Genomic DNA, 12517 nt, shown 5'->3' with positions numbered 1-12517 from the left:
CCCCCCGCGCCCCCCCCCCCCCCCCCCGCCGGGCGGCGGCCCCCCCCCCCCCCCCCCCCCCCGGCCCGGATGCGCCTGACCTGGCTCCTGGTCGTCCTCGCCGTGCTGGTCCTGGTCCTGGTCGCGTCGGTCGCCTTCGGCTCCCGGATCGTCGGCTGGGCCGACATCACCGCCGCGCTCGGCGGCGCCGACGACACGCTCGACCAGGCGGCCGTGGTCAAGCGGATCCCCCGTACGGTGCTCGGGGCTCTCGTCGGCGCGGCGCTCGCCCTGTCCGGCGCGGTGATGCAGGGCGTCACCCGGAATCCACTCGCCGACCCGGGCATCCTCGGGGTGAACATGGGCGCGATGCTGGCGGTCGCGGTCGCCATGGTCACCGTCGGGCTGTACACCGCCACCATGTACATCTGGGTCGCCATCGCCGGAGCCGCGGTCGCCGCCCTGTTCGTCTACGCGGTCGGCTCGCTCGGCCGCGGCGGCGCCACCCCGCTCAAGATCGCTCTCGCCGGGGCGGCCACCTCCGCCGCCCTCGCGTCGCTCGTGGTCGCGGTCGTGCTGCCGCGCGGCGACATCGCCGAGAACTTCCAGTCCTGGCAGGTCGGCGGCGTCGGCGGCGCGACCTGGGACAGCATCGGCCAGGTCCTGCCGTTCCTGACCGCCGGGCTGGTCATCTGCCTGCTGTGCGCCCGAGCGCTCAACTCCCTCGCGCTCGGTGACGAACTCGCCGCCGGCCTCGGCGAACGCGTCGCCCTGGCACGCGGCGTCGCCGCCCTCGGCGCGGTGGTGCTCTGCGGCACCGCCACCGCCGTCGCCGGACCGATCGCGTTCGTCGGCCTGATCGTCCCGCACCTGTGCCGGCTGCTCGTCGGACTCGACCACCGCTGGCTGCTGCCGTTCGTGACCCTGGTCGGCGCCGCGCTGCTGACCGCCGCGGACGTCGTCGGTCGGGTGGTGAACCGACCCGACGAGATCGAGGCCGGCATCATCACCGCCCTGATCGGCGCCCCCTTCTTCATCTACGTCGTCCGCCGGCGGAAGGTGCGCGAACTGTGAGCACCACGACCCTCGATGCCGTCATCCGCGGCCGGGCCCGGCGCAGTCGACGACGACGCGCCGTCCTGACCGCCCTCGGCGTGGCGACCGTCGTCATGATCGTCATCTCGCTCATGGTCGGGCAGACCGTCTACCCGCCCGGCGACGTGCTGCGGGTGATCCTCGGCGAAACCGTGCCCGGCGCCTCGTTCACCGTGGGTGAACTCCGGCTGCCCCGCACGGTCCTGGCGCTGGCGAGCGGACTCTGCTTCGGCATGGGTGGCGTCACCTTCCAGACCATGATGCGCAACCCCCTCGCGAGCCCCGACATCATCGGCATCAGCTCGGCGGCGAGCGCAGCCGCGGCCTTCGGCATCATCGTGCTCGGCCTCGATGAGACAGGCGTCTCGGTCTTCGCCATCGTCGCCGCGCTCGGCGTCGCCGTCGTCATCTACGTGCTGTCGTTCAAGGACGGGGTGGCCGGCAGCCGACTCGTGCTGATCGGCATCGGCATCGCCGCCATGCTCAACAGCGCCACCTCGTACATCCTCAACCAGGCCGGCCAGTGGGACCTGCAAGCCGCGACACGCTGGCTCAACGGCAGCCTCAACGGCTCCACCTGGGACGAGACCATCCCGGTGCTCATCGCGCTCGTCGTCTTCGGCCCGGTGCTGCTGAGCCAGGCCCGGAGCCTGACCATGCTGCGACTCGGTGACGACACCGCCGCGGCTCTGGGCACCCGGCTGGAACGTACCCGGCTGGTCTCGATCGTCGCGGCTGTCGGGCTGATCGCGTTCGCCACCTCGGCCACCGGACCGATCGCGTTCGTGGCCTTCCTGGCCGGGCCGATCGCGGCCCGACTGGTCGGGCCCGGCGGCTCACCGCTGGTGCCGTCCGCCCTGGTCGGCGCGCTGCTGGTGCTTGTCGCCGACTTCCTCGGCCAGTTCGCCTTCGACACCCGCTTCCCGGTGGGCGTGATCACCGGGGTACTCGGGGCTCCGTACCTCATCTATCTGCTCGTCCGCACGAACCGCGCGGGAGGCTCGCTGTGACCACCGACCATGCGCTGACGGTCGAGAAGCTGACCGTCGGCTACGGCGACCGCGTCGTCATCGAATCGCTCGACCTGCTCGTCCCACCCGGCCGGATCACCGCGATCGTCGGCGCCAACGCCTGCGGGAAGTCCACGTTGCTGCGGTCGATGTCGCGGCTCCTCACCCCGCGCGCCGGTCACGTCACGCTCGACGGCCGGGCCGTGCACCGGATGCCGGCCAAGGAACTGGCCCGTACCCTCGGCCTGCTTCCCCAGTCACCGATCGCGCCGGAGGGCATCACCGTGGCCGACCTGGTCGGCCGGGGCCGCAACCCGCACCAGCGCCTGCTGTCGCGATGGAGCCGGGACGACGACCGGGCGGTGGCCGCCGCCCTCGACGCCACCCACACCGCCGATCTGGCCGACCGGTCGGTCGACGAACTCTCCGGTGGGCAACGCCAACGGGTGTGGATCGCGATGGCGCTGGCCCAGCAGACCGAACTGCTGCTGCTCGACGAGCCGACCACCTTCCTCGACGTCAGCCACCAGGTCGAGGTGTTGGACCTGCTCACCGATCTGAACACCACCCGTGGCACCACGATCGTGATGGTGCTGCACGACCTGAACATGGCGGCCCGCTACGCGGACCACCTCATCGCGTTGGCCGACGGTGGCCTGTACGCGGCCGGCCCGCCGACCGAGGTGCTGACCGAGGAGTGTGTACGAGCCGTCTTCGGCCTGGACAGCCGGGTCGTCGTCGATCCGGTCTCCGGCCGGCCACTGATGCTGCCGATCGGCCGCCACCACACGATCAGCGAGTGACGGTGCGCACCCCGGGCCGGGGACGGATTGACATGTGTAATCCCGTGCGGACAGACTGTCGCCACAACTGAACACACCGCGCGTCCGTGCGGGGGAAGTCCGGTCGAATTCCGGCGCTGGCCCGCAACGGTAGGCCGTCCAGGTGGCAGACACCCGGCGGCGAGCCCGAATACCCGGCGTACGCGTGCATCCCGCTCCCCACCCGTCGAGGCCCACGGGTCGGAGTCCCGGTCGACCCCGCGCACCGCCGGGTGGCCGGGTTTCTGACGACCGCCGGGCCGGAAAGGCGCTTCCGATGGTCGTCCGCCTGAGCCGGCAATCCCCGCTCACCCTGTTCCGCGGCATACTTGCCGCCCTCGCCCTCCGCCCATCCACCGCCCGGACCCGGCTCGCCGGTGTGCTGACCGCCGCGCTGGCCGCCGTCGCACTGACCGCCGTCGAGCCCGCGCCGCAGGCCGCGCACGCGGCGGCCTGCACCGGCACCTCCGGCGTCACAGTCGTCGTCGACTACGCCGCCCTCGGCGGCGGCGTCCAGGTGGGCTGTGCGGTCGGCGACCCGGCCACCGGGCTGGCCGCGCTCCAGGGCGCCGGGTTCACCGTCACCGGCACCCAACGCTGGGGGCTGGCGTTCGTCTGCCGCATCAACGGCAAGCCGACCGCCGCGACGGACCCGTGCGTCAACACCCCGCCGGCCACCGCGTACTGGTCGTACTGGCATGCGCCGCACGGCGGCCCCTGGTCCTACAGCTCCTCCGGGGCGGCCAGCTACAACCCCGCCCCGGGCAGCGTCGAGGGCTGGTCGTTCGGTTCCGGCGCGGCGCCCGGCATCACCGCTCCCTGACCTCGGCGAAAGGCACCCTCATGCCCCTGTCCCGACCCGGACGGCTCGGCACCGGCCTCGCCGCCACCGTGGCGGCGGCCCTGGCCGCGCTCACCACGCCCATGACCGTGCTGGCCGCCCCCGCCACGGCCGACGCCGCCGCCGCGCGGGCCGCCGCGACCTGGCTTGGTGGCGAGTTCACCGACGGGATTCTGCCCGGTCCGTTCGGCGGCCCGGACTGGGGCCTGACCATCGACGGGGTCGTCGCGTTGTCCGCCACCGGCGTGGACACGTCGACCCGCCAGGCCGCCACGGCGCAGGTCGCGGCGCACGTGCGCGCCTACAACAGCTACGACGAGTGGGGCATCGAGGGCTTCACCGACGGCGGGGCCACCGCGAAGCTGCTCTACGCCGCGTCCGCCGCCGGTGCCGACCCCACCCGCTTCGGCGGGTACGACCTGCGGGCCGAGACCCTGTCGCTGGTCGCCGGAGCGGACACCGGCGACCAGCGGGGCCGGATCACCAGCCGGGTCACCGCCGACAGCGGCCCGGACGCCAGCAACACCTTCGACCAGTCCTTCGCCGTGCTGGGCCTGGCCCGCAGCGGCGACGTCCCGCAGGACACCGTCGACTTCCTCGTCCGGCAGCAGTGCGCGGCGGGCGGCTTCCGGCTCTACCCGGACACGGCGGACGGACCGTCACCGTCCTGCGACGAACAACCCGGCGCCACCCTCGACGTCGACTCCACCGCGATGGCCGTGCAGGCACTGCTGAGCGCCGCCGACGACGGCGCCACCGGGGCGGCCGGCGCGGCGCGTCAGGGCGCCGACTGGCTGGTGACCCAGCAGCACGCCGACGGTTCCTTCGGCGGGTCGGGGCCGACGACCGGCGCGAACTCCAACAGCACCGGCCTGGCCGGGCAGGCCCTGGCCGCCGCCGGCCGCGACGCCGAGGCCGCCCGCGCCGCCGCCGCGCTGACCGCGCTTCAGCTCACCGGCCCGAACGGCGGTAAGGCAGCCGCCGACGCGGGTGCCATCGCCTACCACACCGAGGGTTTCACGACAGCCGTCGCGGCCGGGATCGCGGACATCGACCGGGACCAGTGGCGCCGAGCCACCGCCCAGGCGCTGCTCGGGCTCGCCCAGGTGCCGCTGGGCCGGATCGGCCTCGACCTGCCGCCGTCGTCGCCCGGGCCCACCCCGTCCGGCACGGCCTCGCCCACCGCATCCCCCACCGGATCACCGACGCCGACCACAAGCGCCACCGCCAGCCCGACGCCGACCGGCACCGCCAACCCGACCCCCAGTGACACCGCGAGCCCGCCGGCGGCGACCCCGTCGGCCACCACGCCACCCGTGGCGACCGCCGCTCCGAGCACGGCACCGCCCGCCCCGGGGCTGGTCGGGCTGCCGACCACGGGCGCGGCGATCGCCAGCTACGTGCTGGTCGCGGTGTTGCTGGTCGGTGGTGGGGTGCTGCTCATGGTGCTCGGCCGGCGGCGGACGAGATGACGGCCCGGTACGCCCGAGCCGGGTTCGTCCTCGCCCTGACCGCGTCGACCACCCTTACCGCGCCGGCTGCGGCGGTGGCCGCCGGCACGGCCGGCTACTGCCCGGACGCCTCCGGGGTCACAGTCGTGGTGGCCTTCAACGAACTCGGCGGCGGCACGGTGGTCCGCTGCGCCCACGGCGACCAGGCCACCGGACTCGCGGCCCTGAAGAACGCCGGTTTCCCGATCACCGGGACGCTGCGCTGGGGTGAGGGGTTCATCTGCCGGATCGAGGGCAAACCATCGGCAGCCGCGGAGAAGTGCGTCCACACGCCGCCGGCCAGCGCCTACTGGTCATACTGGCACGCCTCGAACGGAGGTGGCTGGACCTACAGCGACAAGGGCGTGGCCAACCGCAGACCGCCGACCGGCAGTTTCGAGGGCTGGTCGTTCTCGCTCAACCGCAGCACCAACGACGCGCCCCGCCCCGGCGTCGTACCGAAGCGGCCCGCGCCACCGGCGCCGCCCGCGCCACCGACGGCCACGGGCGGTGGCGGACCTGTCGCGACGACGCCGGCCGCCGGTGGCGGACCTGTCGCACCGCCCGCGCAGGGTGGTCGCGGGGCCACCCCACCGGGCGGCCGGCCCGGTGCGGCCGGACCGACCGTCGGCGGCACCGGGGTCCCGACCCCCACGGGTACGTCCACCGGCGCCCCGCCGCCGACGCCGAGCCAGATCAGCGGCGCCCCGACAGGTGATACCACCGGCGCGCCGTCGTCGGGCGCCTCCGGGCCGGGGTTGACAGACGTCGCCGCCCCCCGCGGCGGCGCGGGTCCACCGTTCGGCACGATCGCCGGGGTGCTGCTCCTCGTCGTGCTGGCCGGCGGCGGGCTGATCGCCGCGCGGCGGCGGCGTACCGCTGAACCGGATGCCTGACCGGTCCGCCACCGTCAGGTGGCGGTCGGGGTGGTCGTCAGCGCGGCTGCCCCGCGGGCTTCATCCGGGCGCGTGGTGGCTGTGGGCGCTCGGCCTGGCCACGGCGGCCAGCCACACCACGAACCCGCTGCCGCTGGGCCTGCTCGTCGCGGTCGCCGCGTTTGTGGTGGTCCGGCGGCGCGGCGACGCTCCGTGGGCCCTGGCGTTCCGGATGTACCTGTGGCTGGCCGCGATCGTGGTGGCGATGCGGGTGGTGTTCCGGATCGTGTTCGGCGGCGGTCAGGGCGACCACGTGCTGATCCGCCTGCCGGAGATCCCCCTGCCCGCCTGGGCGGCAGGCATCCGGCTGCTCGGGCCGGTCGCCGCCGAACAGGTCCTCGGCGGCTTCTACGACGGGCTGCGGCTGGCCACCATGCTTGTCTGCCTGGGCGCCGCGAACGCCCTGGCCAACCCGAAGCGGCTGCTCAAGGCCGTACCCGGCGCGTTGTACGCGGTCGGCACGGCGGTGGTGGTGGCGCTGTCGGTCGCACCGCAACTGGTCGAGAGCGTGCTCCGGGTGCGCCGGGCCCGGCGACTGCGCGGCGCCGCCGGACGCGGGATGCGGGCGCTGCGCGGGATCGCCCTGCCGGTGCTCGCGGACGCCCTGGACCGTTCCCTGGCCCTCGCGGCGGCGATGGATTCCCGCGGCTACGGGCGCACCGCCGCGGTGCCGGCCGGGCAGCGCTCCGCGACCGGCGCGCTTGTGCTCGGCGGACTGATCGGCGTCTGCGCCGGCACCTATGGTCTGCTGGACACCAGCGGAGCGGGTCTCCTCGGTCTGCCGATGCTGCTGGCCGGGCTGGTCGCCGCCGTGACCGGGATGCTGCTGGCCGGCCGGCGGGTCCGGCGCAGCCGCTACCGGCCGGACCGCTGGCGACCCGCGGAACTGGTGGTGGCCGGTTGCGGGATGGCCACCGCCGCCCTGACGACGCTCGCCGGCTCGGTCGACCCGGACCTGCTCTATCCGCCGGTCAGCCCGCTCACCTGGCCCGAGCTGACCCCGTTGACGCTGCTCGCCGTCGCGGTCGCGGCGGCGCCGGCCTGGCTGGCGCCGCCACCTCCGCCGGCCGCGCCCACCCGGCCGCCGACCGGCCCGGCGGACACCGCCGCCCCGCCGACCCGACCCACCATGCCGGCGACGGCGGGAGGCCGCACGTGATCGAATTCGACCGGGTCACCGTCCGCTACACCGACGGCGGCCCACCCCCACTGCGGGACGTGACGATCCACATCGAAGAGGGCGAGTTGTGCCTGGTCGCCGGCCGCACCGGCGCCGGCAAGTCCACCCTGCTGCGGGCGATCAACGGACTGGTACCGCACTTCACCGGCGGCACCCTGCACGGCACCGTCACCGTGGACGGTCGGGACACCCGTCGACACCCGCCGCGTGACCTCGCCGACGTCGTCGGCGTGGTCGGCCAGGACCCGCTGTCCGGCTTCGTCACCGACACCGTCGAGGAGGAACTGGCGTACGGCATGGAACAGTTGGCCCTGCCGCCGGCCGTCATGCGGAAACGGGTCGAGGAGACGCTCGACCTGCTCGGCATCGCCGAGCTGCGCGACCGGCCGCTGCGCACACTGTCCGGCGGGCAGCAGCAGCGGGTCGCCATCGGCGCCGTACTCACCGCCCACCCACGGGTCCTGGTCCTCGACGAACCCACCTCCGCGCTTGATCCCACCGCCGCCGAGGACGTCCTCGCCACCGTCACCCGCCTGGTGCACGACCTCGGCGTCACAGTGGTCCTGGCCGAACACCGGTTGGAACGCGTCGTGCAGTACGCCGACCGGCTGCTCTACCTTCCCGGCGACGGGCACGTGCGGGACGGGAAGCCGGCGACCGTGCTCGCCGGGATCGACCTCGCGCCACCCCTGATCGAGCTGGGTCGGCTCGCCGGCTGGACCCCGCTGCCGCTGTCCGTACGCGACGCCCGCCGACGCTCCGCCGCGCTGCGTCAGCGACTCGCCGACGCGGCTCCCACCACGCCGGCGCCGGACCCGGCGACCGCTCCGGTCCTGACCGCCCGCACGATCGTCGTCCGGTACCCGGGCACGGTCGCCGTGGCCGGGGTCGATCTCGACCTGCATCCCGGCCGGGTCGTCGCGCTCATGGGCCGCAACGGTTCCGGCAAGTCCAGCCTGCTGTGGGCGGTGCAGAGCAGCGGCCCCCGCCACGGTGGCACCGTCACCGTGGCGGGCGCCCGTGGCGGCGTCGACCCGAAGGCACTACCGGCCGGCCAGGCCCGCCGGCACGTCGGCCTGGTCCCGCAGAACCCCACGGACCTGCTCTACCTGGAGACCGTGGACGCCGAATGCGACCAGGCCGACCGGGAGAGCGACGCACCGACCGGCACCTGCCGCGCCGTCCTCGACCAACTGGTCCCCGAGCTACCCGCCGACCGGCACCCCCGCGACCTGTCCGAGGGACAACGACTGGCCCTCGCACTCGCCGTCCAGCTCACCGCCGCCCCGCCGGTGATCCTGCTCGACGAACCGACACGTGGCCTGGACTACCACGCCAAGAAGCAGTTCGGCGCGCTGGTACGGCAGATGGCAGCCGCCGGCCGCAGCGTGGTCCTGGCCACCCACGACGTCGAACTCGTCGCGACCCTGGCCGACCAGGTGATCGTGATGGCCGAGGGTGAGATCGTCGCCGAGGGCGGCACGGCGGAGGTCATGCTTGCCTCACCGGCCTTCGCGCCACAGGTCGCCAAGGTCCTCGCGCCGCAGCCGTGGCTGACCGTGGACCAGGTGGCCGCCGCACTCGGACCTGCCGGAGCGCCGACATGAGCGGGCCGCGGATCGCGCCCCGGACCGCCCTGGTCCTGACGCTCGCCTCCGCCGCCGCGCTGGCAACCTTCACCTGGCCGTTCTTCGTACCCGCACACCCCGAGAGCACCGCCCGCACCGGCGAAGCGCCGCTTGTCTTCTTCATCATGCTGCCGGTGCTCGTGGCGCTCCTGCTTGCCGAACTCAGCTCCGGCGGCATCGACAGCAAGACTCTGGCGATGCTCGGTGTACTCTCCGCCGTCAACGCCGCGCTACGCCCGCTCGGAGCCGGCACCGCCGGCATCGAAACCGTCTTCTTCCTGCTCGTGCTCGCCGGGCGGGTCTTCGGGCCCGGCTTCGGGTTCCTGCTCGGCTCGACGTCGCTGTTCGCCTCCGCGCTGCTCACCGCCGGCATCGGACCATGGCTACCGTTCCAGATGCTGTGCGCCTCGTGGATCGGCCTCGGTGCCGGGCTGCTTCCGGCCCGGCCGAGCGGCCGGGCCGAAACCGTCCTGCTCGCCGGATACGGCGCGGTCGCCGCGTACGGGTACGGCCTGCTGATGAACCTGTGGTTCTGGCCGTTCAGCATCGGCGCCGACACCCAACTGTCCTACCTGCCCGGCGCACCGGTGCTGGAGAACCTGCACCGGCTGGCCCTGTTCACCGCCGTCACCTCCACCTTCGGCTGGGACACCGGCCGCGCGATCACCACCGCCGCGGCGATCGTCCTCGCCGGCCCGGCGGTGCTCGCCGCGCTGCGCCGCGCCGCCCGACGGGCCGCCTTCGGCGCGCCCGTCACCTTCGCCGCGCCCGACCCGCACCCGACCGCGACGCCGGGCTCGACGCTCTGAGTGATCGGGTGGCCGACGGGCCCGGCGGCCGTGCCGCCCCGCCCCGCGGCGCACACCCCCCGCCGCGCGCCGCGCCGGCCAACCACCGGACGGCGGGGGCGCCCCGCGACGTCCCCACGAAGCCGAAGGTCGCGCTACCGCCGGCACTTATCGCACCGTTGTAACTGACGTTCCGCGCGGTGACCGTCGAGCCGCTGGCGGTCACCGTCGCGTTCCACGCCTGCGTCACCTGCTGCCCGTTCGCGAACGTCCAGGTCACCGTCCAACCGCTGATCGCCGAGCCGCCGGCGGTCACCCGCACCTCGGCCTGGAAGCCGCCCTGCCACTGCCCGGTCACCGTGTACGACGCCGAACAGGACCGCCCGTTCGACGGCGGCGGGGTCGTCGGTGGCGGGGTGGTCGGCGGTGGGGTCGTCGGCGGAGTGGTGGTCGGCGGGGTGGTGGTGGGCGGGGTGGTGCCGACGGCGCTCATGATGGCGTCGATGATGCCCTGCTGGGTGACGGTGGCGGAGCTGCGGTTGAACAGCCCGAACCCGTACGCCCCGTTGTAGCCGTTGTCCCAGTAGGCGGTGGCCGCCCCGTACTTCTTGGCGGTGGACACCAGGGTGCGCGCGTAGTCCGCGCGGTACCTGTTGTTCGTCGAGTCGGCCGACGTCTTGTCGACCGAACCGTATTCGCCGACGAACACCGGGTATCCACGCGCGACGAAGGTGTCGCGCACCTTCTTCAGCTGGGTGTCCATGAAGTCCTGCTGTCCCCAGGTCGACTTCCGTGCCGGATTGGTGGCGGCCGGCCCCCACTGCGTGATGGTGCCGTTCTCCTCGCCGGCGAAGTCCCAGGGGTCGTAGTAGTGCACGGAGATCATGAGCCGCTGCTCGTTGGCGGGAACGGACGACGACCGGTACTGGTCCGTCGGCAGCGCGAAGCCGTAGTTGCCCACGGTGTAGTCGATGTTGGTGTTCCAGCCGGGGACGAGCAGCCAACGCGAGGCGTTGTTCCCGCCGGTCCGGCGGACCGTGTCCACGAAGATCTGGTTGTAGGCGTTGATGTTCGAGTAGCACGGCTGGGTCGGATTGCCGTACTGCCCGTCGAACTCCTCGTTCATGGACTCGAGGATGAGGCGCTCGCTGTAGCTCTGGAACCGGGTCGCGACCTGCTGCCAAACCTTCTGGTACTTGTCCTTGATCGTCGTCTGGTTCGACGAGTCGCAGATCAACCACGAGCCGTTGATGGTCTTGTAACCGTCACCGTGCATGTTGACCAGCACGTACAGGCCGCGCCCGTAGGCGTAGTCGACGATTTCCTGGATCCGGTTCAGCCAGGCCGAGTTGATCGTGTAGTTCGGGGCGGACCCGATGTTTCCCAGGTAGGAGACCGGGATACGGATCGACTTGAATCCGGCCGCCTTCACCCGATCGATGAAGGCCTGCGTCACGACCGGGTTGCCCCATGCCGTCTCGCTGGGGATCCCGTTGGCGTTGGCCTCCAGGGTGTTCCCCAGATTCCAGCCCGCCCCCATGTTGGCGACGAGCTGGGTGCCGTTCAGTTGGGCCATGCTGTCGGCCGACGCGGAACTCGTCACCACGGCTGCGGAGCCGGCCAGCGCCAGTACGCCGGACACTAGGGCGAACTGCACCTTTCTGACTATGGGTTTCACAAGCATCTCCCGTCTTCGAGCCACCCGTCACGCTGGGTTGTCGAAGCGTTTCGACGATATTCGATTGCCGACACTGGCAGTCGATGGGCTGCCAAGAATAGATGGATGCACATCGATGGGCAAGCGTCCGGCGGTGCACCGGTCCGGCGAGCCGGAGCTTGGCGAGGTGCTTACCGCGCCCGGTCGGGGCGGCGTCAGAGGTGGGTGATCGCCGGGGTCGCGCCGAGGGTGGTGAGCACCTCGGCCACCCGCACCGCAAGCGCCAGATCGGTGGCCCTCGGCGGGACGTCGTCGCCGCGGACGGCCGCGACGAACGCCCGGATCTGGTGGTCCAGCGGCAAGGTGTCCGCGACGTCGATCGGGACGTCGTCGAGGGTCAACCGGTGCGGGGCGAAGGGGTCGTACCGGTACTCGCCGCCGTCGGTCAGCCGCACCCGGAAACGGTGGTGCCGGGCCGTCGCGGCGTTCGTGAAACGGAACCTGACCGGCGTCTCACCGACGCGGACGCCCACGTCCCAGCTCTGCCGGCCCGGCACCGGGACCTCGCACCGGGCGTACTCGCGCGTCACCGGTTCCTCGTCGCCGAGCAGGTCGAGCGCCATGGCGAAGTCGTGCGGCCCGTAGTCCCAGAGCACGTCGCAGTCCGCGCGCACCGGCCCGTCGCCGCCGAACGTGCCGGATATCAGGCTCACCGACCGCTCCGCGATCCGCTCGCCCATCTCCCGGAAGGCCGGGGCGTGCAGATGCTGGTGGCCGACCATGACCGTAGCTCCGCGGGCCTCGGCACGGTCCCGGATCGACCGCGTCTCGCTCAGGGTGAGCGCCAGCGGCTTCTCGACAAGCACGGGGAGGCCGGCGTCGAGCGCCGCCATCGTGATCGCGTAGTGCGTCGCCGCCGGTGAGGCGACGATGACGCCGTCCACCGCGGCGTTCCGGATGAGCGCCCCGGGCGGATCCCGGCGCCCGGCCATGCCCGAGATCAGCACCTCACCGGCCGGCCACATGCGGCAGACGGTCTCGACGTACCGCGACCCCCACCGTCCGGTGCCGATGATCCCCAGCCTCACCCGCG

General features: G+C 73.2%; 11 protein-coding genes. 9 read left to right on the top strand and 2 right to left on the bottom strand.

Annotated elements, in window-relative coordinates; translation table 11 throughout:
* The first annotated feature begins 69 nt into the window (after positions 1-69).
* The 9 genes from SM450_RS23970 to SM450_RS23930 all read left to right on the top strand — a co-directional run bounded on the left by SM450_RS23970 (position 70) and on the right by SM450_RS23930 (position 9788).
* Complete coding sequence (locus SM450_RS23970) at positions 70-1053, top strand: FecCD family ABC transporter permease (protein WP_474622020.1); 984 nt, start codon at positions 70-72, stop codon at positions 1051-1053.
* Positions 1050-2084, top strand: a complete 1035-nt coding sequence (locus SM450_RS23965) for a FecCD family ABC transporter permease (RefSeq protein WP_474622019.1) — start codon at positions 1050-1052, stop codon at positions 2082-2084. Before SM450_RS23970 ends, SM450_RS23965 begins: the two co-directional genes overlap by 4 nt.
* Positions 2081-2887, top strand: coding sequence for an ABC transporter ATP-binding protein (locus tag SM450_RS23960; RefSeq protein WP_474622018.1), 807 nt, complete (start codon positions 2081-2083; stop codon positions 2885-2887). The genes SM450_RS23965 and SM450_RS23960 overlap by 4 nt, the downstream gene beginning before the upstream one ends.
* A 295-nt stretch (positions 2888-3182) precedes the next feature.
* Positions 3183-3728: a hypothetical protein gene (locus SM450_RS23955; RefSeq protein WP_474622017.1), complete on the top strand. Its 546-nt coding sequence runs from the start codon at positions 3183-3185 to the stop codon at positions 3726-3728.
* 20 nt (positions 3729-3748) lie between these two features.
* Positions 3749-5218: a prenyltransferase/squalene oxidase repeat-containing protein gene (locus tag SM450_RS23950; protein WP_474622016.1), complete on the top strand. Its 1470-nt coding sequence runs from the start codon at positions 3749-3751 to the stop codon at positions 5216-5218.
* Positions 5215-6132 (top strand): hypothetical protein, encoded by a 918-nt coding sequence (locus SM450_RS23945; RefSeq protein ID WP_474622015.1) that lies wholly within the window; start codon positions 5215-5217, stop codon positions 6130-6132. The genes SM450_RS23950 and SM450_RS23945 overlap by 4 nt, the downstream gene beginning before the upstream one ends.
* A complete protein-coding gene (locus SM450_RS23940; RefSeq protein ID WP_474622014.1) occupies positions 6125-7330 on the top strand; it encodes a CbiQ family ECF transporter T component in 1206 nt (401 codons plus the stop codon). Before SM450_RS23945 ends, SM450_RS23940 begins: the two co-directional genes overlap by 8 nt.
* Positions 7327-8958 (top strand): ABC transporter ATP-binding protein, encoded by a 1632-nt coding sequence (locus SM450_RS23935; RefSeq protein WP_474622013.1) that lies wholly within the window; start codon positions 7327-7329, stop codon positions 8956-8958. Before SM450_RS23940 ends, SM450_RS23935 begins: the two co-directional genes overlap by 4 nt.
* On the top strand, positions 8955-9788 hold the full coding sequence (locus tag SM450_RS23930; RefSeq protein WP_474622012.1) for an ECF transporter S component: 834 nt from the start codon (positions 8955-8957) through the stop codon (positions 9786-9788). Before SM450_RS23935 ends, SM450_RS23930 begins: the two co-directional genes overlap by 4 nt.
* On the opposite strand, the gene SM450_RS23925 is transcribed toward SM450_RS23930, so the two are convergent.
* Both SM450_RS23925 and SM450_RS23920 read right to left on the bottom strand, forming a co-directional pair.
* A complete protein-coding gene (locus SM450_RS23925; RefSeq protein ID WP_474622011.1) occupies positions 9733-11424 on the bottom strand; it encodes a cellulase family glycosylhydrolase in 1692 nt (563 codons plus the stop codon). The genes SM450_RS23930 and SM450_RS23925 overlap by 56 nt on opposite strands.
* A 215-nt stretch (positions 11425-11639) precedes the next feature.
* Positions 11640-12512 (bottom strand): Gfo/Idh/MocA family protein, encoded by an 873-nt coding sequence (locus SM450_RS23920; RefSeq protein ID WP_474622010.1) that lies wholly within the window; start codon positions 12510-12512, stop codon positions 11640-11642.
* Positions 12513-12517 lie beyond the last annotated feature (5 nt).

Source organism: Micromonospora marincola (assembly GCF_056150385.1).
The sequence above is the reverse complement of the archived record's forward strand: the minus strand, read 5'-3'. Positions and strand labels throughout refer to the sequence as shown.